We start from the raw sequence: 22,977 nt of genomic DNA on the forward strand, positions 1-22,977 counted from the left end.
TCGCACTTAAGCAACGGTCTTTCAGCGCGGTTGGTATGCGGGCTACATGCTTTCTTCGCCAAGCAAGAACTCACCAGGGGTTTCGATAGGCAAAGCCTGCTCTACTCTGCTGAGCACTTCTCTTTTCGCCTGTATCTAGCGCCCATGAAATACCTATTCTTGCTCGGCGGCCTGCTCGGCCTATTCCTGCCGCAATTGGCTTCCGCACAGGCGCCCAGCCCGGCGAAAGCCAGCGCCGCGGCAGCAAAGCCTGCAGTCGGACCGGCCCGCGCCGGCAACCCGGTGTTCCCGGGCTGGTACGCCGACCCCGAGGCCACCATCTTCGGCAAAACGTATTGGATTTACCCCACGTACTCCGCGCCGTTTGACGAGCAGGTGTTCATGGACGCGTTTTCGTCGCCCGACCTCGTGACCTGGACCAAGCACCCGCGCATCGTGGACACGGCCCGCGTGAAGTGGGCCCGGCGCGCCATGTGGGCCCCGTCCATCGTACAGAAGAACAACCGGTATTTCCTGTTTTTTGGGGCCAACGACGTGCACGAGGGTGAAATAGGCGGCATTGGGGTGGCCGTGGCCGACCGGCCAGAAGGCCCTTTCAACGACTACCTCGGGAAGCCGCTCGTTGAGAATATTCACAACGGCGCCCAGCCCATCGACCAGTTCGTTTTTCAGGACAAGGACGGGCAGTACTACCTGATATACGGCGGCTGGTCGCACTGCAACATTGCGCGCCTCAAGCCCGATTTCACCGGCTTCCTTCCCTTCCCCGACGGCACCACCTTCAAAGAAATCACGCCGCAGAACTATGTGGAAGGCCCGTTCATGTTCCGGCGCGGCGGCAAGTACTACTTCATGTGGTCGGAAGGTGGCTGGGGCGGCCCCAACTACTCCGTGGCCTACGCCGTGGCCGATTCTCCGATGGGCCCGTTCCAGCGCGTGGGCAAAATCCTGCAGCAAGACGCCAGCGTGGCCACCGGCGCCGGGCACCACTCCGTCATCCAAGTGCCGGGAAAAGACCAGTGGTACATCGTGTACCACCGCCGCCCGCTGGGCGAAACCGACATACACCACCGCGTCACCTGCATCGACCAACTCGTTTTTGACGCGCAGGGCCGCATTCAGCCGGTGAAAATTACCAAGGAAGGCGTGGCGAAGCAGCGTCTTTAGAGCCAGTGGCCGTCCTGCGGACGCGCTCAGGTTACGCCAGTGGAGCAGTGGAGCTATTGCGACAAGTGTTTCCTGGCCCTGCTCACATTGCTTCGTCTTATGCTTGCGGCTCGGTCACGCTGCACGCTGCCATCATTGCCGGTGCGGGTTCGCTGCTTTTACTGCGTCAGCAACCAGGCCAGCGCCGCGTCGAATTCCTCAAACAGGTAGATGTCGAGCTTGTCGCCGATGCGGTGCTGTAGGTCTTCGATGGATAGGTGGCCGAAAATGTCCGGCGACACTACCTGCCCGATGGAGCGCAGTCCTTCGGCAATGGTGAGCGGCGTCCAGATTTGCTGAATCCACTCGTTGGCCTCGGTGAAGGTGCCCACCAGGTCGCGGTGGTCGTTGAGGAGCCGGGGGCAGGGCTGGCGGCGTATCAGTTCCAGGTAAGTCAGGCCGCCGTCCATCACGCTTCCCAGGGTTTGTCGCCCAAACCAACGGGCGTGAATCCAGTCACCGTCCTGGATGTACTGCAAGGTGAGGTAGGTGCTGCCGTCTCCCCGGCGCAAAGTTGTTGTCATAAATAGCAAAGGCGTTTGGCCCACCCAATGCCTCAGGGGCTGGTGCAGCGCAAATAACGCAGGAACGAAAGGATGGTTTGAATGCCCCGCAACTAGCCAATAGGCGGCGCCGCAGCAGGAGAGTGCATTTGTTCCCCAGGAGTGCGGGAAACAGCGGCAGGTAGTATTTAATCAACAAGCCACAAAAGCAGTCCCTTTGTCAGCCCCGGCCCTATAGCAACCCCGGAATCTTCGCCCCGCGCTCGCGGGCCACGTCCTGGGCCAGCTCGTAGCCGGCGTCGGCGTGGCGGAAGATGCCCATGCCGGGGTCGGTGGTGAGCACGCGCTTAAGGCGTTCGGCTTTTTCGGGGGTGCCGGTGGCTACGATTACCATGCCGGAGTGGGTGGAGTTGCCGATGCCCACGCCGCCGCCGTTGTGCAGGCTCACCCAGTCGGCGCCGCTGGCGCAGTTGGCCAGGGCGTTGAGCAGGGGCCAGTCGGCCACGGCGTCGGAGCCATCCTTCATGCCTTCGGTTTCGCGGTTGGGCGAGGCCACCGAGCCGCAGTCGAGGTGGTCGCGGCCGATGACGATGGGGGCCGACACTTCGCCCCGCGCCACGAGGTCGTTGATGACGAGGCCGAACTTCTCGCGCTCGCCGTAGCCCAGCCAGCACACCCGGGCCGGCAGGCCGATGAATGGCACTTTGGCCTGCGCCTTGGCTATCCAACGAGCCAGCAGCTTATTCTCCGGAAAGGTTTCGAGCAGGGCGCGGTCGATGCGCAGAATATCCTGCGGGTCGCCGCTAAGCGCGACCCAACGGAAAGGGCCTTTGCCTTCGCAAAACAGCGGCCGGATATAGGCCGGCACGAAGCCCGGGTACAGAAACTGGCCGTGCTCGTCGCGCACGGCCAGGCCCCCTTTTTCGGCCTGGCCGCGCAGGTTGTTGCCGTAGTCCACGGCAATGGTGCCGCGCCGCTGCATCTCCAAAATGGCCTCCACGTGCTTCACGATGGACGCCAGGGCCTGGCGTTTGAACTCCTCGGGACTGGACGCGCGCAGGGCCAGCACCTCCCCTATTTCCCCTTCGGGGATGTAATCCATCAGGTCGTGGGCCGAGGTTTGGTCGGTCACGATGTCGGCCTGGAAGCCCCGCTCCAGCAGCTGCGGCAGCACCGTGACGGCATTGCCAGTGAGGCCCACCGACCAGCCTTTGCCGTTGGCTTTGGCCTGCTCGCACAGCTCCAGGGCGTGGGCAAGGTCGCGGGCCTGCTCGTCGAGGTAGCCTTCGCGGACTTTCTGTTTCACCCGCTCGTCAATTGGCTCGATGACGAGGCAAACGCCGTCGTTCATGGTCACGGCCAGGGGCTGGGCACCGCTCATGCCGCCCAGGCCGGCCGTGACAGTGATGGTGCCGCGCAGGCTGCCGCCAAAATGCTGGTCGGCCATGGCGGCAAACGTCTCGTAGGTGCCCTGCAATATGCCCTGGGTGGCAATGTAAATCCAGGAGCCGGCCGTCATTTGGCCGTACATCATCAGGCCCATTCGGTCGAGCTCGTCGAAGTATTCCTGCGTGCTCCAGGCGGGCACCAGGTTGCTGTTGGCGATGAGCACGCGGGGCGCGTGGGGCCAGGTTTTGAGCACGCCCACGGCCTTGCCGCTCTGCACGAGCATGGTTTCGTCGGCCTCCAGCTCCTTCAGCGTTTTCACGATGGTTTGGTACTCCTTCCAGTTGCGGGCAGCGCGGCCGGCCCCGCCGTACACGATTAGCTCGTCATACACCAGGCTCACGGCGGGGTCGAGGTTGTTTTCCAGCATTCGCAGGGCGGCTTCGGCCTCCCAGGTTTTGCAGCGCAGCGTGCTGCCGTGGGCCGCTTTCACGGTTTCCTGGGGCTTGAACTCGTAGAACATCGGGCGCTTGCCGTCGTGTTTTTTTGGCGCTGCGCTGGCCGTGGAGAAGGAATTGGCTTCGAGGTTGAGCTCGGGCGTGGGGGTTTCGGCGGTGGGGTAAGAGGCCATGGCAACGGGGTGGGTTGGGTGGTGCGGCGAATATAGGAAAGTGCCAAGGGACAGTCTGCTTCCGGGCGGCATGCAATAAGCGCCGGTCTGCTTGCCAGCGCAAAGCGCCGCATTGCAACAACGGCTTGGGTAACAATTTATTCACGTGCCCGGGACGCCCCTCAAGGCGGCGCTTGCGTTGGAGACCCAACGTCCAGTAAGCCGACGCCGCCTTCGCCATGAATTCCTCCCTTCTTTCCATCACCTTACTGGCAGTCAGCGGCCTGGTGCTGTTCCTCTACGCCGTCAGCCGATTGGCCCTGGCCCTGCGGCACGTGGCCGGCGAGCGGGCGAAGGGCGTCCTGGACCGTTTCACGAAGACCATTCCCATGGCCATTCTCACGGGCACGGTGGTCACGACGCTGCTCGATTCGTCGTCGGTGGTCATCATTCTGGCCATTGCCCTGGTCAGCGCGGGGGCCTTGCCCTTCCGCAACTCGCTGGGCGTGGTGCTCGGCGCCAACATCGGCACCACCATTTCCAGCCAGCTCTTTGCCTTCGACCTGGGGCAGTACGCCGTGGTGGCCATGCTGCCCGGCTTGCTGCTGCTGTCGCTGAGCAAAAAGCGCAACGGCCGCACAGCGGGGCGGGCCTTGTTTTGCTTCGGGCTGCTGTTTTTCAGCTTGTTTTTGATTGGCGAAGCGGCGGCCCCGCTCAAGGACTACCGGGGCGTGCAGGCCTGGCTGCTGAAGCTCGAAAACCCCATCCGAGGCGCCGGCGCCGGGGCCCTGATTACCCTGGTTATTCAGTCGTCTTCGGCCACGCTCGGCATGGTCATCAAACTAGCGGCCAAGGGCTTGCTCACGCTGCCAGCGGGCGTGGCCGTGATGCTGGGCGCGGAGTTGGGCACCTGCTCCGATACGCTGCTGGCCACCGTTGGCCGCGGCCGCCCCGCAATCAAAACGGGGCTGTTTCACGTGTTCTTCAACGTGGTATCCATCAGCCTGGGCTTGCTGCTCATTGGCCCGTTCACGGCGCTGGTCTTGCGCCTAGCGGGCCAAACCGATGTGGCCCGCCAAATTGCGCACGCCCACGTGCTGTTCAACGTGGCGGGCGTGCTCCTGTTTGCGCCGCTGGTGCCGTTGTGCCAGCGCTTGCTCGATGCCTGGCTGCCCGACGAGCAACGGTCCGCCAACCTCGTACCGGTTCCCGCGGTTTAACACCGTAGCTACTGTCGCACCGCTGCTGCAAGCCCGGCAGCGGGATTTTTCCTCGCCATCCATCATGAGCACCGATTATAAACCCATCGACTGCAACTTCTACGACGAGCTCGAAGCCGCCGCTACCCTACGCCGCCGCGTGGAGCTGCAGTATTTCAACGACCTGCGCGAGCTCTGCCTGGGCTCGGGGGTGATTGACACGCTGTTCATCCGCGACAAGGTAGAGTACATGCGCTTGAAATCGGGCGAGGAAATTCGGCTCGACCACCTCATTCGCCTCGACGACAAGCAGGCGCCGGGCTACCGCGACTACCCCGATTTCAGCTGCGCCTGCTGAAGCTCGTTGGCTTCGCCACGCCCTGGCCAACCCTAATTCTTTGGCCCAGCACGCAGGTTGGCAGCCCAGCTCCTATTGAGCCGATGCCGCGCCCGATGCGGGCGGCGCGTAGAAGTCCTTCAGGGAATTTGTGTAGAGGCAGCTGCCAATGGAGTTGGTTCGCTGAAAGACGGTCGGGTTTTTGGCCCCGGCCGGCACCAGCATCAGGGTGGATTTACCGTCTACCCGGTGGCGCTCTCCGCCGACGTTTTCGCGGTTGTCGAACTTCACGTCGAAGTAGTACAAGTAAGGATAAATCCAGTTGACGTAGTAGGGCTTCGATACTTTGGATAGGCTCGCAATCGCAACTTCGTCGTAGTGCCGGGAAACGGCCTGCTGAAACTCGACGGCATTCAGCGGCACGCCTTTGCGCATGGGCATGGCGTCCCATTGGCCGTCGAGCATGGCCCACTTGCCCAGGTCGTTGAGGTACACCTCCAGCAGCACGTGGCCCGCGCCCGAGGCCCGGGTTTCCACGTCCTTCGTTTTCAAGGCCAACACCCGCGCCTTCAAGCCCACGGCGTTGAGGCAGGCCGTGGCCACAATGCCGTATTCCACGCACCGAAACAGCTTGCCTTCTTTGGCTTCTTCGAGGATGGAGATGGCGTCGTTTTTCCGCGGCTCGTTGTTGCCGTTGTGCTGCCACTGCTGGTGCACCCAATGCAGGACGGTCAGCGCCTTGTCGGTGTCCGTTTTGGCGTTGGCAATCAGGCGTTGCAGCGGATAGTTTGCCAGCAGGCGCTGCAAATACTCGTTGTTGTTGTTTTGCTCGTACCACACCTGCAGCTTGTCGTTCTTCGCTTTTGCATCGAAGGCCAGCACCGCCGGCGCGGGTTTCTGCCCTTTCACCACGGTCAGGGCGTAGTCTGAGCCGTTGAGCAGCACGTAAAAAGACCGCACCTGGTTGGGCCGAACGGTGAAAGCAATGCTGTCGGTGTCGGTGTAAAAAGCAAAAGATTCCGGGCCCGACCAGCAAGCGACCAGCAGGCTGTCGGCGGCGATTTGGGGCGAGATGTTCCAGTTGCCTTTTGTACGGAATTTGCCGATGCGATAGTCGGCTTTTGCCGATGCGGCTTTGATAACGGGCAAGCCGCGGTAAGAAGCTTGGCCCCGAACCGCCAAGGACCAGCAGAAACACACAAGCGCCGCAAGTAAAATTTTCATGGAAGTGAACAGCGGCCGTTGCGGCCGGGAAATAGCTGGAGAAAAGACGCTTTAGGCGGCTGCTGTGGGCAGGGTCAGGGTTAGCTCGGTGAATTGGCCTTCCTCGCTTTCGAGCGTGAAAGTCCCGCCGTGGCCCTTGGTGATGATGTCGTAGCTGAGCGACAGGCCCAGGCCGGTGCCCTGGCCCGTGGGCTTGGTGGTGAAGAAGGGCTGGAATATCTTCTCTTTCAGCGCCGCGGGAATGCCAATGCCGTTGTCGCGAATCTGAATTTTGACCCCGTTGGGCTCGCGCTTCGTGCACACGTTGATTTCGGGCTGGTAGCCGGGCGGCGCGTCGGACAGCTTTTTCTGCACGGCGTAGAACGCGTTGCTGAACACGTTCATCAGCACCCGGCTTACTTCCTGGGGCACCACTTGCACCGGGCCCAGCCGGGGGTCAAGGTCGGTGGAAAGCGTGGCGCTGAAAGAATTGTCTTTGGCCCGGGCGCCGTGGTAGGCCAGCTTGGCGTATTCCTCGGTCAGGGCGTTGAGGTCGGTGGGCTCTTTCTGGCCGGCGTTGGTGCGGGAGTGCTCCAGCATGCCGCGCACGATGGACGAAGCCCGGCTCCCGTGCTGGTTGATTTTGAGCAAGTTTTGTTCCACATCGTCAAGCAGTTCCTGCTCCAGGGCCGGGTCGCGCGGGAGTTGCTGGCGGGCCTCTTTCAACTCGTGCACCAGCTCGGCGCTCACCTCCGAGAAGTTGTTGACGAAGTTGAGCGGGTTCTGAATCTCGTGGGCAATGCCGGCCGTGAGCTCGCCCAACGACGCCATTTTTTCGGCCTGAATCAGCTGGTTTTGCGTGTTTTTCAGCTCGGCCAGGGTTTGCTGCAGCGTTGCTTTCTGCTCGCTGAGCTGTTGGTTGGCCAGCTGCTTGGTGCGGTTGTTCCGGCTGAGCACCACCGCGAACCCGATGAGCACGGCCACGCAGCCCACCAGCCCGGCCACGTACTGCTGCTGGCGCCGGGCGGCTTGCTGGCGCAACAGCTGCTGCTTGGTGAGCCGCTGAATCTGGGCTTCTTTCCTGAGCAGGGTTTGCTTGTACTCCAGCGCCGCCAGCCGGCGCGAGGTGGCCTCGGCGTTGAGGCTGTCCTTGTAGGCGCTGTACTGCAGGAAGTAGCGGTAGGCTTGGGCGTAGTCGCCCTCCTTGGCAAAGGCCTGGCTCAGGGCCTGGCTGCTGTCGCGGCGCTTGCGGCTGGCGCTGAGCTGCTTGGCCACCTGGGGCGGCGCCTGCCCCGGCGCGAGCAAGGTGTCGAGCCACTTTTCCATCACGTTGAGCTTGAGGCGGGCCAGCTCCTGCTGCGCCCGCTGGGCCGCGGCATAGGCGGCTTCCGGCACCACGGGCACCGGCTGGCCGGGTGTGCCGGGCGTGAGCGGCGTCGCCCGGCCCTGGCCCCGGTACTTTTCCACTCCCGGCACCCGAGTACCCGCGACAATGAGGTCGCTGGTTTTGAGGCGTTGCTCCGCTTTGGACAACTTCTCGCCCAAAACCATCGGCAACGCGTTGCCCAAGGCGTCGCCCAGCGCGCGCGACAGCGGCGCAAAGTAGTCGGTCGATGCCGGCACCGCGGTCAGGTAGCGCCGCTGAATGCGGCCCACCTGGCCCATGGCCCAGCCGGCGTCGCGCAGGTCGCGCAGCTGTGGCGCCAGCCGCTCGGCTTCCTGCAGCAGCCGGGTGGCTTCGGCGGGCTCCTGCTGCTGCAAGCGGATGCTGGCCAGCTGGGCCAGCGCCACCACCTGCGCGCCCGTCGAGGCCTGGCGGCGCGCCTGGGCCAGCAGCGAGTCGGCCACCCGCGCCGAGGCAATGGGCTGCATCAGCGCCGCTTTCAGGCCGGGCTCGCTGCGCGGCGGGGCCGGCGGAAGGACGGCGGCGCTGTCTTTGCCCGGCGCTTGGGCCTGGCTGGGCGCTCCGCTCAGGCTCAGCACCAACGCTAGAAAAAGACCACCAAAACGGGACGGCATGTGACGGCTCGGGGATGCGTGCATTGGGCTAAAACGATTCGCTATCTCGTAAAAAACTAAAGATAGTGGTTCTCCTTTCGGGGCTGCTTCGGCCGGGGCCAGGGGGCGCTGCGCGCCAGGGCCGGGGCCGGCGGGCGGGCAAAAAAGGGGCAGAGCCGTTGCCGTCAGCCCTGCCCCACCCGGCTGCGGTGCGCGGTTTAGTTGCGGTCTACCTGCTCGATGGTGACGCCGCCATTGGTCGTCACGGCCTTCACGGGGGCGCCGCCTTTGCCCAGGCTGGTGGCCAGCTCCTTGCGCAGAAAGCCCGACTTGGTTACCGGCATGTTGGCGCGCATGTTGCCCATGTTGGTGCTCGTGAACAGTTCGGCCGAATAGTCTTTGGGCAGGCGCCAGTGCACGCCGCCGTTGGTGGTGGCCACGTCGAGGCCCTTGCCCTCCCACTTGCTGCCGGTGAGGGTGATGTTGAGGCCGCCGTTCACGGTTTCGCCCGTCACTTGGCCGCCCAGGCTTTTGAGGGAAACGCCGCCGTTGGTGGCGTGGAATTTCACGTCAGATTGCAGGTTGTCGAGGCTGATGCCGCCGTTCGTCGTGTTCAGGGCCAGGGCCGTTTGGCGCGGCACAAACACCTCGTAGCTCACGCTGTAGCGCTCGTTGTTGTCGGAAGAGGTGGCGCGCAGCGTATTGTTGGCGGTGCTGATGCTCACGCTTTTCACGCGGGCCTGAGCCTCGGCTTCGCTGTTGGCCCAGCTCGTCACCTTGGCCCGGATGCGCACGTTCGACCCCGACCAGCCGTGCACCGTGATGCCGCCGTTGGCGCCGCCCTCAATGGACAGCGGCTGCCCGCTGGGCGCGGCCATGGTCAGGTCGCGGGTTTCGCAAAAGCGTTGGTTCTCGCCATTGCCCCACGACCAGTTGCCGCCCTCCTGGCAGCTGATGGTGAACTGGGGTTCAGAAGCCGTTTGAGCCGTGGCCGACAGCGCGCCGCAAGCCAGCAAGAGCACAGAAAAAAGAGTTTTCATGGTGAGGTTGGAAATGATGAGTGGTTGAACGAAAGAGCCCGCGCCCGGCAAGTCGATTGGGTGGGTGCTGGGATGGTTACCGGCACTTTGCTGATTCGTTACAAGCGCCTTCACATTTTTATTTCGGGGCCGTTTCAAGCTCGTCATTAGCCGAGATGGTGGCCCGTAGGCTTGGAGCTTACCAGCTCACGCTCCCCTCGACGACGTCATTCCGGGAATGCTTGCGCCCGGCGCGTGCGCCCCCCGGCCGGCCCGATTGATTCTTCACACTCTCCTGCCATTGCCCTCGGGCCGACCTCTTCGCCAAGCCGCTCTGAGCCTCGCATGCGCTTCTTGAAGGACTTCTGACGCAAAAAGCGCCGGCTTTGGCGGGCTTACGGTCGAGTAGTTGTTACCCGCGTCGTCGTTTTGCGTAAGCTTGTGCTCCACCAACTATTTTCTCTCTATGGATACCGTAGCCGCCGGCGTCACCCAGCTGCGCATACAGCGCTTTGTCAACGTGTATTTTGTTGAAACCGGCACCCCCGGCGAGTGGGTGCTCGTGGATACGGGCCTGCCTGGCAGCTCAAAAACCATCATCGCCGCTGCCGACAAGCTGTTCTACCCCGGCTCGCACCCCGAGGCCATCCTCCTCACCCACGGCCACCTCGACCACCTCGGCTCGGCCATCGAGCTGGCCGACCACTGGAGCGTGCCCATCATCGTGCACCCCCTGGAGCTGCCCTACGTCACCGGCCTGGCGCAGTACCCGCCCCGCGACCCCACCGTGGGCGGCTCGCTGGCGTTCATGAGCCGCTTTTTCCCCTCGCAGCTGCCCAACCTGGGCGAGCGGGTGCAGGGACTCAACACGGATGACCCCGTGGTGCCGCACCTCATGAACTGGCGCTGGCTGCACGTGCCGGGCCACGCGCCCGGCCAGCTGGCGTTTTTCCGCGACGCCGACGGCGTGTTGCTTGGCGGCGATGCCTTCGCCACCTGCCACCACGACTCTATACCGGCCGTGCTGCTGGGCAAGCCCAAAATCAGCCGGGCCGGCACGCCCTTCAACTACGACTGGGAAGCCGCTCGCACATCCGTGCAAACGCTGGCTGACTTGGCGCCCAAAGCCATTGGCTGCGGCCACGGCCCGGTCATCACGGGGCCCGAGGCCGCAGCGGGCTTGCGGGAGTTGGCCACCCATTACCCCATTCCCGCCCACGGCCGCTACGTGCACGAGCCCGCCCGCACCGACGCCAGCGGCGTGGAGCACCTGCCCCCCGCACCCAAAGACAAGCTGCCCGTGCAGCTGGCCATCGTGGGGGCGAGCATTCTGGCGGCGGGCGCGGCCTGGTTCCTCACTGGGGGCCGGCGGCGCAGCGGCAAAAAGCCGCTGGTCTATCAGTCGCAAGGCTTTCAGTCGCCCGGCACGAAGCTCCGCAAAAAGTACATCCCCAGGAAGCCGTACCAGTCGCCGCCCATTCCGCCGCTTTACCGGGGCGGAGTGGGCAGCTAACGCTAGCGTACCGGTACCTGCCGCGCCACGCCCGTCAAATAGGCGGCGATGATGGTGGCGGCCAAACGAGCGGTCTGGTTGTCGCGGTCGTAATGGGGGTTTAGCTCCACGACTTCGAACAGCCGGACCTTTTCGTGTTGGCCCGCCAGGAAAGCGGCTTCCACGGCCTGCCGCGGGGTGAAGCCGTCGGCACTGGGCGCCGATACGGCCGGCGCAAAGGCCTCGGCGCACCCGTCGAGGTCGAAGCTCACGAAGGCCGGGCCGTCGTGGGTGGCCCGGCTGAGGGCGCGGGTCAGGTACAGCTCGATGCCGTCTTTTTGCGCGTGCGCCAGCGGCACGATGTGCGCCCCCTGCTGGTGCAGAAAATCGATGTCCTCTTTGGTGTTGAGGTTGGAATGCAGCCCCATTTCGGTGAACCGGGGGCCGGCCAACAACCCTTCGCGCAGCAGCTTGCCAAACGGCGTGCCGCTGCTGATTTCGGGCTTGTCCTTCACGTCGGCGTGGGCGTCGAGGTTGATGCCGCCCACGGCTTGCCCGTTGCTGGCGTCCACCAGGCCCCGCACCGTGGAATACGTGCCGTCGTGCGAGCCGCCCAGCACCACCACCCGCGGGTACTGCCCCAGGAGCCGGCCCAGCTGCTCGCGAATGTGGGCGTGGTTCTGCGCGTGGTCCGGGCTGCGCAAGTCGAGGTTGCCGGCGTCGGCAATGCGCAGGTGGTTCAGGCTGACGTTGTGCTCCAGGTTGTAGGTTTTGTGGTAACGGCGCAGCTCCCGGCGCAGGGCGTCGGGGGCGCCGACGGCGCCGGCCCGGCCGCCTTCCAGGACCGTCCCAAAATCGAGGGGCAGGCCCACGAGGCACACGTCGGCCTCGGGCAGCTCCGCAGCGGGGCGAATGAGTTCGCGGAGAAAAGTGGGCATGGCGGAAAGAAGTTAAAAGGTAAAGGTGAAACGGGTTCCGGCGTTGGGGCAACGGTGCCGGTCCGACGCCCTAGGCGTCCGACCGGTTGTCGGCAGGGCTTTCGGGAGGATGGTGCGACCAACAACCGGTCCGACGCCTAGGGCGTCGGACCGGCACGGGCATTGTTTCTTAATTGCTCTATAAAGTTGAAGAGGTAAACCGGAAATCGTTTTACCTCTTCACTTTTAACCCCTAATAGTAGAGGCGCCAGGGGCCGATGACCTCCTCCCGCGTGAGGCCGGCGCGCAGCCACTCCCGCTCGGGTATCAGCTTGCCTTTCACCACCAGCACGGGCGAGCGGGCCCAGCGCTGCACCAGGGGAATGCGCGGGGCCTTGGGGTCTTGCAAATCGATGAGCTGACGCCGCCACGCCTGGTCGGGCTCGAACTGGGTTTCCCGCCTCAGGGTCAGGTTGCCGTCGAAAAGCGACACGGGGATTTGCTTTAGCTCAAATGCCAACGACGGCAGCAGCCGATTGTACACCACCACTTGGCGGTGGGCAAAATCCGGACTCAGGAGGCGCGCCGCCACAGGCCGCGTCCCGTTAAAAAGCAGTTCGTTTTCGCGCAGCACCGCTTTTGCCGCCAGCAGCACGCACACCGTGCCCACCACGGGCACCAGCAGCAGGCGCGCGGCCACGCCACCCGGCCGCCACAACCGGTGCTGCCCCAGCAGCCCGCCCACGCCCACTGCGGCCCACACGCCCACCCAGGGACTCAGCACCACCGGCAATTTCCAGGCCGCGCCCACCGCCCACGCCGCGCCAAACACCAGCAACAGCCCCCCGAAAAACCACGCCAGCCCCAGGTACCAGCGGCGTAGCACTCCCTCGGCACTCCGCCCCAGGTAATAAACCACCGCCAGGGCCACCCCGGGGAAAATGGGCAGCACGTACAGCAGCAGCTTGGAGCTCGAAAGGGAGAAAAAAACCAGCGGCGCGGCTATCCAAAACAGCAGCACGTTGCGCCACTGCCGCGGCACTTCGGCCCAGGGCGAGCGCCACGCCCGCGCCAGCAAGGCCGCCGACCACGGCAAGCTCGCGGCCGGCGCCAGCACCAGGTAAAACCACCAGGGCTTGCTGCGCCCAAAAGTTTCGGGATTGACGAACCGCTCCACGGTGTGCTCCAACAAAAAGTAGCGGACGAAGGCCGGGTTTTCGAAGGCCAGGTAGACGTACCAACTCAAGCCCACCACGAGGAATAGCCCCGCGCTCAGCACGTGGTGCCCCGTGAGCGGGCGCCGAACCCGCGGCTGCCGAAAGTTCAAGCCGACGGTCACCATCAGCGGCAACACCACCCCCACCGGCCCTTTTGTGAGCGAGGCCAGCCCCAGCGCCAGGGCCGCGGCATACAGCCACCGAGCGCGGCCGCCGGCAGCGTAGCGCAACACGGCGTAGGCCGCGGCCAGCTCCAGGGTGAGCAGGTAGGCGTCGGTGGTCAGGTTGAGGGCCGAGATGAGCACCACGGGCAGGGTGCTGTAGACCACGGCGGCGGCCAGCGCGCGGGCGCGGTCGCCGGCAAATAGCTGCCGGCCCAGGCCGTACACCAGGGCCACTTGGGCCAGCACGGCCAGCACCGGCAGCAGCCGCGCGCCCAGTGCCGTGGGGCCCGCCAGTACCAGCCCCGCGGCCGTAAGCCAGTACGTGAGCGGCGGCTTGTGGAAGTGCTGAATGCCCAACAGGCGCGGGTGCAGCCAGTCCCGGCTCGCCAGCATTTCGCGCCCAATCTCGGCGTAACGGGCCTCGCTGCTTTCCAGCACGCCCCAGCCGTTGAGGTTGGCCCCCAGCCCCACGGCCAGGGCCAGCAGCAGCAGCCACAGCCAGTAGCGAGCGGGCTGAGGGGCGACGGGGCTCAGGGTGGGCGCTTGGGCGGTTTGGGTGACTTGGGGCATCTGGCAGGTGAATTTTTGCCGCCTTCAGGGGCTCAGACTTCAGCGAGGAACGTGCCGCCCAGGGCCGCGGCGCAAGGCTCGGAAACAACCTTCCCCGGACAGTCCCGTTGGGTTGCAGAGCTAGGGAGTGGCTTGTGGCCCAGTGCTGCGCTCGCTACAGTAAGACGTATTGAGTGCAAGAGTATTTTCCAGCCGGGCTCAACAACTTTAACTACTCTGAGGTGAAAATGGCCGGCCATTTCCTGCTCTCGCCGGGAGCTCACCTGCCCGGCAGGCAACGCTACGGCCGGGCGGCCAATTGATTTCCAAGGCCGAACAATCGAGCGAATTAGTTTTTACTTCGCACACAAATTCCGGCACTCTCGCCGCTACCCCACGCGTAACTTATGACCATGCAGCACCCACGCACCCACTGGAGAAGGCTGCTGATTCTGCTCGCCGTGTGTGCGGCCACCTGCTTTTTGAACCTGGGCCGGGCCCCGGTCACGCTCATGGAAGCCCGCAACTTTGTGGCCGCGCGCGAAATGACCGCCGGCGGCTCCTGGCTGATTCCGACCATGAACGGAGCCCTGCGACTAGCCAAACCGCCCCTGCCCACCTGGGCCGTGACCACCGTACAGCGGCTAACGGGCCCCACCGAGAACCTGGCCTTGCTGCGCCTGCCGGCCGCGCTCATGACTGCGCTGTTGGTGTTCTTTTTCTGGGGATTGGTACATGAACTGACGCGCCAGCAGCCCGGCGAAACCGAGGCCCCCGGCCGCACCGCCTGGCTGGCCGCCCTGATGCTGGCCAGCAGCCTTCTGCTCATCACGGTGGGGCGCGAAGGGCAATGGGACATCTTCGCCAATAGCTTCATGGTGGGCGCGCTGTGGGCCTTGCTGCGGGCCTGGCAGCGGCCGCGCGGGGCCTTACGATGGTTTGTGCTGGGCGGGGTGCTGCTGGGCGGCTCGTTTCTGAGCAAAGGGCCGGTGGTGCTGTATGCCATGCTGGTGCCGTTTGCCGTGGCTTTTTTTTCGCCCTTATACCCGCATCGGGGCTTGGTGCGGCCTCGCCTGCCCGGCCTGCTGCTGGCCGTGGGCGTCGGCCTAGCCATCGGGCTGGCGTGGCCTGCGTACCTGGCCTTGCAGCATGAGGTAGGGCCGGCAGCCCTCGCCGTGGCCCGCACCGAAGTGGGCGCCTGGGCCGAGCGCCACGCCCAGCCCTTCTGGTACTACTGGAATTTCCCGGTGTTTGTGGGGGTGTGGGCGCCCGTGGCCTGGGCGGCGCTGGCCGTGCCCTACGCCCGGCCGCGGGCCGGCCGGTACGTGCCCTACCTGCTGGGGCTGGGCTGGCTGCTGCTGGCCCTGGTGCTCATCAGCGCAGTGCCCGAGAAAAAGGAGCGCTACATGCTGCCGCTGTTGCCGCCGCTGGTACTGGTGGCCGCCGGCCTGCTGCGCCACTGGGTAACCGAGCTGCGGCAAGCGGCGCCAGCCCGGCTGGCGCTGGGGTTAATGCGCGGGTGGGCCGGGCTGCTGGCCCTGGTATGCGTGGCGCTGCCGGTGGTCCTGGTGCTGTCGAAAACGGTGGGCGTGAGCCTCAGCATCTGGACTTTTGGCTTAGCTGCAGCGGGGGGACTGCTCGCAGCCGCCTGTCTGGTTGGGCTGGCCATCCGGCAGCGGCGGGGCGCGGCCCTGGTGGGCGGGGCGGTGGCCGCCATGGTGCTGGTAGTGCTGGTGCTGCCGGCTTATTTCGACTGGAAAGCCGCCCGCAGCGAACCCGGCCTGCGCACCGCCGCCGACTTGCGCCTCAACGCCACCCTGGCGCAGCTGCCCTGGTACACCCTGGAAGCCCCCAACATGGTGCACGTGTGGGAAGCCGGCCGGGCCATACCTGCCTGGCCCCGCGACGCCGACTCCCTCCTGGTGCGGCCCACCATGCCCGTGGCCGTTGTGACGGGCCAAGACGTGGCCGCGGCCCTGCCCGCCGCGTGGCGGGCCCAGGCGCAACTACAAGTAGTCGACAGCTTTAACCTGGGCACCAAGCGCAAGGACGGCTATTGGCGCGTGACGGTGGTGCGGGTGCTGCCGTAGTCGGGGGCCGGGCTGGCTACCGCTGCCAGGGGTTTGGGCCGGGCCTCTTCGCGGCGCAGCAGCACAATGTTGCGGGCGTACACCACCACGCCGAACACGTTGCCAAGTATCAGCACCACGTCGACGGGCGTGCGCAGGGTGGCATACGTCAGTATCAGCACCGACCCAATCAAGCTCACCACCCAAAAGCCCAGCGGCAGCACCGACTCGCCTTTGCGCTCGGAATACAGCCATTGGTACACGAAGCGCAGCAGGAAAATGGTCTGGCCCACGGCCCCCAGCACCAGCACCCCGCGCGGAATGCGGCCTTCGAGCATGGTGTTCAGGCTGAAAAACGGGGTGCCCACCACGAACCAGGCCAGCGTGGCCAGCGGAAACACATAAGCCGCCACCCGAAACACCTGCGGCAGCTTGCGCCAGTCGCCCAGCAGCTGCAGGTTGCGGATGTAGATGACGTAGCTGATGACTTGGGCGCCCAGAATGACGGGGTCGTGCCGAAGCATGCCGTAGAGTATCATCAAAAACGACGACACCAGGCTAATTTGCCAGAACAGCGACGGCACCAGCACGCGCTTGGCCCGTTCGCTCTGCACCCATTGCAGCACAATGCGGCTCGAAAAAAGCACCTGCGACACCAAGCCGATGACCAGGGCAACGGTTTCGGTCTTAAGCATGGGAAGCGGCGCGCTGCTGTTCCCCAATGGCGTAGTTGCGCCAGCGGCTGCGAATCCAGCGGAAGCCGAAAGTGTCGACCAGCGGCTTCCAGGCCCGGTTCCAGAGGTTGTACTTGGCTGTGCCCGCAAAGCGGGGGAAGTGCCGCACCGGAATCTGCTTCACTTTGCCGCCTTGTAGCTGCACCAGCGCGCCCAAAAACCGGTGCAGCCCGTGGAACAGCGGCAGGCGGTGGGCGTAGTCCATCTTGATGATTTTCAGCGGGCAGCCCGTGTCCTCAATGCCGTCGTTGATGAGCGTGCGGCGCACCGTGTTGGCAATTTTGGAAGAGAGTTTCTTGACCACCGTGTCCTGGCGGCGGGCCCGGATGCCGTTCACCATGTCGTACTCCGGGAAAAACTCAAAAAAATTGAGAAAATCTTCCGGCGTGGTTTGAATATCGGAGTCGATGTAGCCCACCAACGTCGTGCGGACGTGGTCGATGCCGGCCTTGATGGCCGTGCTCAGGCCGTGGTTCGAGCTGAGGGAAATGAACTCGTAGGGCGTGCCGGGCCGGCAAATGGTGCGCAGCAACGCCAGCGACCCGTCGGTGCTGCCGTCGTTCACAAACAGGACCGTGGTCGGCAAAGGGGTTTGAGCCAGAAACTTATCCATCTCCACCACGAACTGGGAGAGGCTTTCTTCTTCGTTGTACACCGGCACCAGCACGGTCAGGGATTGGGTGGCCAGGTAAGCGGCTGAGGAACCGGGAAGCGAGTCGGGCACGTGGAGGGGTAAGGACAATGAAGCGTAAAGTTCAGGCGTTATCACGTGAATACGTTCAAGTGAGGCCGATGATTAAAACTGGGCTCTAAAATAGATGAGCGCCTCGTACAACGTAATTAGCGGCTAACCTGAACGACAAACCGGCACGTATGCCTGTTATTAGGTGCCGAATTCCCGGCACCGCGGCCCGCGTTGGGTCAGGGTGGTTGCGACTTTCCGACCCTTATGTCCTCTACAATTTTAGTTACCGGGTGCGCCGGCTTCATTGGCTCCCACCTCTGCGAACGGCTTCTGCACGACGGCTACCGCGTCATTGGCATCGACAATTTCGACGACTTCTATCCGCGCGCCACCAAGGAAGCCAACCTGGAAATCTTTGCCAAGCACCCCCGCTTCTCCTTTATTGAAGTCGACCTGCGCAACGGCGCCCGCGCCCTGGCCGAACACGTCACCGAACCCGTGGACCTGGTGGCTCACCTCGCCGCCAAAGCCGGCGTGGGGCCGTCGGTGAAAGACCCCGCCGGATACATGGAAACCAACGTACTGGGCACCACCCATTTGCTGGAGTGGATGCGGCAGCAGGAGGTGCACAACCTGTTTTTTGCTTCCTCGTCGTCGGTGTATGGCAACACGCCCGAGCTGCCGTTTGAAGAAGAAGCATCGATGCTTAAAGCAGCCGTTTCACCCTATGCGGCCTCCAAGCTGGCCGGTGAGGAGCTTATCTACACCTACCACCACCTCTACCAGCTAAAAGCCCTCTGCGCGCGGTTTTTCACGGTGTACGGCCCGCGCCAGCGGCCCGACTTGGCCATCCACAAGTTTGCCCGCTTGCTGCGGGCCGGGCAGCCCATCCCCGTGTTCGGCGACGGTCACACCGCCCGCGACTACACCTTCGTGGACGACACCGTGGAGGGCATCGCCCGGGGCATTGCCTACCTCCTCGCCCAGGAAGCCCCCGTCTACGAGCTCGTCAACTTGGGCAACCACCATCCCGTTTCGCTGCTCGAGCTCATCGAGGCTGTGGGCAAAGCCGTGGGCGTGGAGCCGCAGCTGAGTTTCCAGGTGCCCCAAGCCGGCGACGTCGAAATCACTTACGCCGACATCACCAAGGCCCAACACATGTTGGGCTACGCCCCCCAAACCAAGCTGGCCGAGGGCCTGCGCCAGTTTGTGCAGTGGCTCGACGGGGCTCCCGTCCAAGCGCACCACGCCTAGCTTTCAAGGCAGATAGGGAACTCGGGCACAGACAGAAAATGGCGGTGGGGTGCGTCGATTAATTTTCGGCGCGATTTTTACACTCTATTCTGGGGCTCGTGCCCTTGCGTACCCCGCTGCGCGGTGCTGTGGCATTGCCCTTTGGCTCCTAGTTTTCTGTTCACCTCTCTAATTATGTCCTTTTCCATCTCTGGGCGGGTGCTGCCCGTGGTCGGCAGCCTGCTACTGGCCCACGGGGCCTGGGCTCAAGCCAAGAATCCGCTTCCCTCCTTCTATACTACCTACCAATACACGGCCTACACCGTGTACGACAACACCACATCCGAGCCTCCCACGGAGGTGCGCGGCGTGGGAGGCACGCTTACCCTGAAGCCCTCGGGCGCTTACGAAAAGCGCTTTAGCATCCTGCTGCCCAGCGGCCCGAAATACTTCCGGCAAGACGGCACCTTCACCCTCAACGGCGACAGCATCCGCTTTGCTTTCACCGACTTGAAGGGCGCCGACGTGCAGCGGGGCACCTTTCAGTACAGCCCCGCCACCCAGCGCCTGACGCTCACCATCCTGGGGTACCCCGTGGGCAACAAGGGTGTGTACGAGCTGGTGGCGGCCGATGCCGCCACCCAGCCCACCTCCGTGCCGGCCAAGACAAAAACCAAAGCCAAACCGGCCAAAAAACCCCGTCCCTAGCGCAATAGTCTGCCGCATTTGGCGCCCCCCGCCCCTTCTGGCTAACTTGCGGCCCGTTTCGACGAAACGGTTTTAGACCATAGCCGCAACGTATTGGCGCTGCGCTACTTCACACAGTACTTTACTTACACAATAGCGTATGGGACGCGCATTTGAATTTCGCAAGGGCCGCAAAATGAAGCGGTGGGATAAAATGTCGAAAGACTTTACCCGCATCGGCAAGGAAATCGTGATGGCCGTGAAGGAAAACGGCCCCAACCCCGACACCAACGCCCGCCTGCGCGCCGCCATGCAGAATGCCAAGGGCGTGAACATGCCCAAAGACCGGGTGGAAGCTGCCATCAAGCGCGCCAGCAGCAAGGAAGAAAAGGATTACCAGGAAGTGGTGTACGAAGGCTACCTGCCCCACGGCGTGGCCGTGGTCATCGAAACCGCCACCGACAACCCCACTCGCACCGTTTCCAACGTGCGCCTCATCTTCAACCGCAACGAAGGCACGCTGGGCACCGCCGGTTCGTCGGACTACACCTTCACCCGCAAAGGCGTGTTTAAGCTGGCCGCCGAAGGCCTCGACCGCGACGAGCTGGAGCTGGAGCTCATCGATTTCGGCGCCGAAGACGTGTACGAGACCACCGAGGAGGACGAGCACGGCGCCGAACACAAGTACATTGTGGTCGAAACCGCCTTCACCGACTTCGGCCAGATGCAGAAAGCCCTCGAAGCGCAGGGCCGCCACGTGGTAAGCGTCAACCTGCAGCGCGTGCCCAACACCACCGTCGCCCTCAACGACGAGCAGCTCGACGAAATCATGACCATCATCGAGAAGTTTGAGGACGACGAGGACGTGCAGGCCGTGTACCACACGGTGGGCTAAGCTGCAGCGGCATCGCCTCTTTCAGGAGTCCGGGTAGAAGCCAGCGTCGCTTTTGCCCGGACTTTTCCTTTTTCGCCCCGTTTCTCTTGGCTTTGCCTCCTCCCGCCCGCGCCAATTCTTATTTCCCGGCCCTGACTGGGCTACGGGCCGTGGCGGCGTGGCTGGTGTTTTTTCACCATTACCCTTTCAGCACCCAGCCCGCGGCTGGACTCGGGCTGGCGTGGCGCACCTTTGTGCGCGAGCAACACGGCTTGCCTTTGCTGCTGCTGCTCAGCGGTTTTCTCATTGCCCTGCGCTACGACACGGGCACCCCGGCCCTGAGCCCGCGCGGCGGCTGGCGCCGCTACCTGCAAAACCGCTTTGCCCGCATCTACCCGCTCTACGCCCTGCTTACCCTGGCGGCCTTCGCGGTGCTCTGGCACTGGCGTTCCCCCACCGCCACGCCCGGCCTGCTGCTGCTGCACCTGAGCCTGCTGCGCGGCTTTTTTGACGAATACAAGTTTACCGGCATCGGCCCGGCGTGGTCGCTCACGCTGCTGGAATGCTTTTATCTGGCCGCACCGGTGCTGCTGGCCTGGCGGGCCCGGGGTTTGTCCCTGTGGGCGCAGCCGCTGTTGCTGGTGGCAGTGGGCAGCGGCTTGGTGGCCGTATTGGCGCCGCTGCAGCTGCACGGACTGTTCGGCTCCTACGGCTTTATGCTGCACTACACTTTCCTGGGCCACTGCTTGGAGTTTTTCGTGGGCGTGTGGCTGGCGGACCGGCTGCGGGCCGGGCGCCTGCAAAATCGCCCGGGTGGGTGGCGCACCGCTGGCGGGGTGCTGGGGTGGGTAGCCGTCACCGCCGCGCTGGCACTAACGCAGTCCCAAATAGCCACGGACACACATTACGGGCCCTACTTGTTCCTGACCTTGGTCCTGCTGCCGCTGGCCGGCGGCCTGCTGTTTGCCGGCTTGCTCAGCGAGCAAACCTGGTTGCGCAAGGTGCTCAGCGGCCCGCTGTTTCAGCACCTGGGCCGCAGTTCCTACGCCTTTTACTTGGTGCATGCTTACCCGCTCTCTTTCTGGGTGTACGAGTGGCTGCCGGACTCCTGGCTTCTGCGGCTGCTGGTGGTGCAGGTGCTGGCTTATGGGCTGTATCGGGTGGTGGAAGCGCCGCTGGGAAATTGGCTGCGCGCCGAGCGAATGGCACCCAGCACAGTCCACTAATCATTTACGCCACGCGGTCCGGCCCCTAGTAATCAGGTACCCCCAAGACAAAAAAGCCACTGCTGATACTCTCAGCAGTGGCTTCTCAATTGCATCGACTGTCTAATTAGTCCACGTTGTCGTGCAAGAAGCGGTTATCTCCCAACAACTCATTGTCATCAGACAAATTGAATCGGGAGATGTGCTGTGCTGAGCTTGGCTCAACGTTTTCCAGCTTCACCTGACGGCGCAGGTAGGCCGGCGTATCGTACTGGGCAACTGCTTCGGGCGGCAGGCCATTGCTGAGTTCCTGCAGGCGACGACGACGCTCCAAGGCGTGGGCGTCCATCGCGGGCCGGGGCCGAGTGGCCTCCGGCGTATGCGCGGGCAAACTGGTACTCAACACCGGCTCACCGGGAGCGGTGGTCGGAATGCCTGCCAAGGGAGGAGCGGTGTGCGCCGAAGGCCCATTCAAATCAAACGTCACACGGGCCGGTTCGGGAGCCGCGCTGAAGCTCGGCACGAAGGGGGCAGCGGTGGCCCCAGCAGCAGGTGCTGCGGGAGTTGGCTCGCTCCGCTCAGCTTCGGCCACCGGGGCTGGCGCTGGCGCCGCGGCAGGCTCCGAACCACCCATGGAGGGCGTATTGATGGAGTGGGCGTCGCGGGCAAAACCCGTGGCAATCACCGTTACGCGGATGCTCTGGCCCAACGACTCGTCAATGCCGTGGCCGAAAATCATCTCGGCGTCTTGGCCAGCTTTCTCCTGGATGTATTCCGTGATTTCCGTCAACTCGTCCATTTCCAACTCGTGCTCAGCGCCCGACATGATGGAAAGCAGAATGCGCTGCGCGCCGTGAATGTCGGTGTTGTTGAGCAGCGGCGAGTTCAGGGCTTCCTCGGCAGCGCGGCGGGCGCGGTTTTCGCCTTCGGTCACGCTGCTGCCCATTACGGCCGCCCCGCTGTCCTTCATCACCGTTTTCACGTCTTCAAAGTCCACGTTCACGTCAGCCGTCACCGTGATGATTTCGGCAATGGACTTGGCGGCCGTGGTCAGCACCGTATCAGCTTTCGCGAAAGCGGCACCCATGGTCAGGTTGCCATAAATCTGAGGCAGCTTGTCGTTGAGAATCACCAGCACGGTGTCGCAGTGCTCGCTCAGCGCCTTGATGCCTTCTTCGGCCTGCTGGCGCTTTTTCTTGCCCTCGAACATGAACGGCGCCGTCACGATACCCACCGTGAGGATGCCCAGCTCCTGTGCTACTTGCGCAATGACGGGGGCCGCACCGGTGCCCGTACCCCCGCCCATACCGGCGGTGATAAACAGCATCTTGGTACCTTGGTTAAGCAGGTCGCGGATTTGCTCCTTGCTCTCGATGGCTGCCTGACGGCCGCGTTCCGGCTTCGCGCCAGCACCGAGGCCCTCGGTCAGGTCGACGCCAATCTGGAGCTTGTTGGGCACCGTAGAGCTCTGCAAGGCCTGATGGTCGGTGTTGCAAATGATGAACTCCACGTCCTTGATGCCCTGCTTGTGCATGTGCTTCACGGCATTGGAGCCACCGCCGCCAACCCCAATCACCTTGATGATGGACTTGCTTTGGGCTGGAATGTCGAATTTGTAATTCATGAGGCGATACGTTGATGGCTAATAGTTGATTGCTGCATATCGAATAGTAAGTCACTAACTCACCGT

19 protein-coding genes are annotated in these 22,977 nt (G+C 63.8%); 9 read left to right on the forward strand and 10 right to left on the reverse strand.

Going from position 1 to position 22,977, the window contains the following annotated elements; translation table 11 throughout:
* Positions 1 to 144: 144 nt before the first annotated feature.
* A complete protein-coding gene (locus tag VF629_RS11065; RefSeq protein ID WP_331058539.1) occupies positions 145 to 1,167 on the forward strand; it encodes a glycoside hydrolase family 43 protein in 1,023 nt (340 codons plus the stop codon).
* Between the two features lie 158 nt (positions 1,168 to 1,325).
* On the opposite strand, the gene VF629_RS11070 is transcribed toward VF629_RS11065, so the two are convergent.
* Together VF629_RS11070 and hutU are read right to left on the reverse strand one after the other, a co-directional pair.
* The gene (locus VF629_RS11070; protein ID WP_331058540.1) at positions 1,326 to 1,730 is read right to left on the reverse strand and encodes a hypothetical protein; all 405 of its coding nucleotides are present in this window, start codon (positions 1,728 to 1,730) and stop codon (positions 1,326 to 1,328) included.
* A gap of 211 nt (positions 1,731 to 1,941) precedes the next feature.
* Entirely contained in the window at positions 1,942 to 3,618 is a 1,677-nt protein-coding gene (hutU, locus tag VF629_RS11075) for a urocanate hydratase (protein ID WP_414653866.1), read from the reverse strand.
* Positions 3,619 to 3,944: 326 nt separating this feature from the next.
* On the opposite strand from hutU, the gene VF629_RS11080 reads away from it, so the two are divergent.
* The gene (locus VF629_RS11080; protein ID WP_331058542.1) at positions 3,945 to 4,925 is read left to right on the forward strand and encodes a Na/Pi symporter; all 981 of its coding nucleotides are present in this window, start codon (positions 3,945 to 3,947) and stop codon (positions 4,923 to 4,925) included.
* Between the two features lie 64 nt (positions 4,926 to 4,989).
* Positions 4,990 to 5,262 (forward strand): hypothetical protein, encoded by a 273-nt coding sequence (locus VF629_RS11085; protein ID WP_331058543.1) that lies wholly within the window; start codon positions 4,990 to 4,992, stop codon positions 5,260 to 5,262.
* Between the two features lie 72 nt (positions 5,263 to 5,334).
* Here VF629_RS11085 and VF629_RS11090 read toward each other — a convergent pair whose 3' ends face one another.
* The 3 genes from VF629_RS11090 to VF629_RS11100 form a co-directional block, all read right to left on the reverse strand.
* Positions 5,335 to 6,465 carry a transglutaminase-like domain-containing protein gene (locus tag VF629_RS11090; protein ID WP_331058544.1) on the reverse strand — a complete coding sequence of 377 codons (1,131 nt, stop codon included), beginning with the start codon at positions 6,463 to 6,465 and terminating at the stop codon, positions 5,335 to 5,337.
* Between the two features lie 51 nt (positions 6,466 to 6,516).
* Complete coding sequence (locus VF629_RS11095; protein ID WP_331058545.1) at positions 6,517 to 8,463, reverse strand: sensor histidine kinase; 1,947 nt, start codon at positions 8,461 to 8,463, stop codon at positions 6,517 to 6,519.
* A 197-nt stretch (positions 8,464 to 8,660) separates the two neighbouring features.
* Entirely contained in the window at positions 8,661 to 9,482 is an 822-nt protein-coding gene (locus tag VF629_RS11100) for a DUF4097 family beta strand repeat-containing protein (RefSeq protein ID WP_331058546.1), read from the reverse strand.
* Between the two features lie 445 nt (positions 9,483 to 9,927).
* Between VF629_RS11100 and VF629_RS11105 the strand changes: the two genes are divergently transcribed.
* The gene (locus tag VF629_RS11105) at positions 9,928 to 10,974 is read left to right on the forward strand and encodes an MBL fold metallo-hydrolase (protein WP_331058547.1); all 1,047 of its coding nucleotides are present in this window, start codon (positions 9,928 to 9,930) and stop codon (positions 10,972 to 10,974) included.
* A 2-nt stretch (positions 10,975 to 10,976) separates the two neighbouring features.
* Here VF629_RS11105 and VF629_RS11110 read toward each other — a convergent pair whose 3' ends face one another.
* Positions 10,977 to 11,891: a formimidoylglutamase gene (locus VF629_RS11110; RefSeq protein ID WP_331058548.1), complete on the reverse strand. Its 915-nt coding sequence runs from the start codon at positions 11,889 to 11,891 to the stop codon at positions 10,977 to 10,979.
* 232 nt (positions 11,892 to 12,123) lie between these two features.
* Positions 12,124 to 13,821: an ArnT family glycosyltransferase gene (locus VF629_RS11115; protein ID WP_331058549.1), complete on the reverse strand. Its 1,698-nt coding sequence runs from the start codon at positions 13,819 to 13,821 to the stop codon at positions 12,124 to 12,126.
* Positions 13,822 to 14,213: 392 nt separating this feature from the next.
* Here VF629_RS11115 and VF629_RS11120 point away from each other — a divergent pair, with 392 nt between their 5' ends.
* A complete protein-coding gene (locus VF629_RS11120; protein WP_331058550.1) occupies positions 14,214 to 15,890 on the forward strand; it encodes an ArnT family glycosyltransferase in 1,677 nt (558 codons plus the stop codon).
* Here the strand turns inward: VF629_RS11120 and VF629_RS11125 are convergent.
* On the reverse strand, positions 15,854 to 16,564 hold the full coding sequence (locus VF629_RS11125; RefSeq protein ID WP_331058551.1) for a lipid-A-disaccharide synthase N-terminal domain-containing protein: 711 nt from the start codon (positions 16,562 to 16,564) through the stop codon (positions 15,854 to 15,856). The two genes, VF629_RS11120 and VF629_RS11125, sit on opposite strands and share 37 nt — an antisense overlap.
* Complete coding sequence (locus tag VF629_RS11130; RefSeq protein ID WP_331058552.1) at positions 16,557 to 17,345, reverse strand: glycosyltransferase; 789 nt, start codon at positions 17,343 to 17,345, stop codon at positions 16,557 to 16,559. Before VF629_RS11130 ends, VF629_RS11125 begins: the two co-directional genes overlap by 8 nt.
* Before the next feature lie 207 nt (positions 17,346 to 17,552).
* Here VF629_RS11130 and VF629_RS11135 point away from each other — a divergent pair, with 207 nt between their 5' ends.
* From VF629_RS11135 to VF629_RS11150, 4 genes are all read left to right on the forward strand, one after another.
* On the forward strand, positions 17,553 to 18,542 hold the full coding sequence (locus VF629_RS11135) for an SDR family NAD(P)-dependent oxidoreductase (protein WP_331058553.1): 990 nt from the start codon (positions 17,553 to 17,555) through the stop codon (positions 18,540 to 18,542).
* A 174-nt stretch (positions 18,543 to 18,716) separates the two neighbouring features.
* A complete protein-coding gene (locus VF629_RS11140; RefSeq protein ID WP_331058554.1) occupies positions 18,717 to 19,229 on the forward strand; it encodes a hypothetical protein in 513 nt (170 codons plus the stop codon).
* Positions 19,230 to 19,368: 139 nt separating this feature from the next.
* Positions 19,369 to 20,103 carry a YebC/PmpR family DNA-binding transcriptional regulator gene (locus VF629_RS11145; protein WP_331058555.1) on the forward strand — a complete coding sequence of 245 codons (735 nt, stop codon included), beginning with the start codon at positions 19,369 to 19,371 and terminating at the stop codon, positions 20,101 to 20,103.
* A gap of 86 nt (positions 20,104 to 20,189) precedes the next feature.
* Positions 20,190 to 21,308, forward strand: a complete 1,119-nt coding sequence (locus tag VF629_RS11150) for an acyltransferase (protein WP_331058556.1) — start codon at positions 20,190 to 20,192, stop codon at positions 21,306 to 21,308.
* Positions 21,309 to 21,414: 106 nt separating this feature from the next.
* Here VF629_RS11150 and ftsZ read toward each other — a convergent pair whose 3' ends face one another.
* Positions 21,415 to 22,911 (reverse strand): cell division protein FtsZ, encoded by a 1,497-nt coding sequence (ftsZ, locus tag VF629_RS11155; RefSeq protein ID WP_331058557.1) that lies wholly within the window; start codon positions 22,909 to 22,911, stop codon positions 21,415 to 21,417.
* Positions 22,912 to 22,977: the final 66 nt, after the last annotated feature.

It is taken from the genome of Hymenobacter sp. (assembly GCF_036388155.1).
Lineage (GTDB): Bacteria > Bacteroidota > Bacteroidia > Cytophagales > Hymenobacteraceae > Hymenobacter.

Excerpts from the sequence above, each read along its gene's own strand:
- VF629_RS11145 (WP_331058555.1), top strand. The coding sequence starts at position 19,369 with ATGGGACGCGCATTTGAATTTCGCAAGGGCCGCAAAATGAAGCGGTGG.
- VF629_RS11125 (WP_331058551.1), bottom strand. The coding sequence starts at position 16,564 with ATGCTTAAGACCGAAACCGTTGCCCTGGTCATCGGCTTGGTGTCGCAG.
- VF629_RS11080 (WP_331058542.1), top strand. The coding sequence starts at position 3,945 with ATGAATTCCTCCCTTCTTTCCATCACCTTACTGGCAGTCAGCGGCCTG.
- VF629_RS11140 (WP_331058554.1), top strand. The coding sequence starts at position 18,717 with ATGTCCTTTTCCATCTCTGGGCGGGTGCTGCCCGTGGTCGGCAGCCTG.
- ftsZ (WP_331058557.1), bottom strand. The coding sequence starts at position 22,911 with ATGAATTACAAATTCGACATTCCAGCCCAAAGCAAGTCCATCATCAAG.
- VF629_RS11110 (WP_331058548.1), bottom strand. The coding sequence starts at position 11,891 with ATGCCCACTTTTCTCCGCGAACTCATTCGCCCCGCTGCGGAGCTGCCC.
- VF629_RS11085 (WP_331058543.1), top strand. The coding sequence starts at position 4,990 with ATGAGCACCGATTATAAACCCATCGACTGCAACTTCTACGACGAGCTC.
- VF629_RS11100 (WP_331058546.1), bottom strand. The coding sequence starts at position 9,482 with ATGAAAACTCTTTTTTCTGTGCTCTTGCTGGCTTGCGGCGCGCTGTCG.
- VF629_RS11095 (WP_331058545.1), bottom strand. The coding sequence starts at position 8,463 with ATGCCGTCCCGTTTTGGTGGTCTTTTTCTAGCGTTGGTGCTGAGCCTG.
- VF629_RS11065 (WP_331058539.1), top strand. The coding sequence starts at position 145 with ATGAAATACCTATTCTTGCTCGGCGGCCTGCTCGGCCTATTCCTGCCG.
- VF629_RS11115 (WP_331058549.1), bottom strand. The coding sequence starts at position 13,821 with ATGCCCCAAGTCACCCAAACCGCCCAAGCGCCCACCCTGAGCCCCGTC.
- VF629_RS11120 (WP_331058550.1), top strand. The coding sequence starts at position 14,214 with ATGCAGCACCCACGCACCCACTGGAGAAGGCTGCTGATTCTGCTCGCC.
- VF629_RS11070 (WP_331058540.1), bottom strand. The coding sequence starts at position 1,730 with ATGACAACAACTTTGCGCCGGGGAGACGGCAGCACCTACCTCACCTTG.
- hutU (WP_414653866.1), bottom strand. The coding sequence starts at position 3,618 with ATGTTCTACGAGTTCAAGCCCCAGGAAACCGTGAAAGCGGCCCACGGC.
- VF629_RS11135 (WP_331058553.1), top strand. The coding sequence starts at position 17,553 with ATGTCCTCTACAATTTTAGTTACCGGGTGCGCCGGCTTCATTGGCTCC.
- VF629_RS11105 (WP_331058547.1), top strand. The coding sequence starts at position 9,928 with ATGGATACCGTAGCCGCCGGCGTCACCCAGCTGCGCATACAGCGCTTT.
- VF629_RS11090 (WP_331058544.1), bottom strand. The coding sequence starts at position 6,465 with ATGAAAATTTTACTTGCGGCGCTTGTGTGTTTCTGCTGGTCCTTGGCG.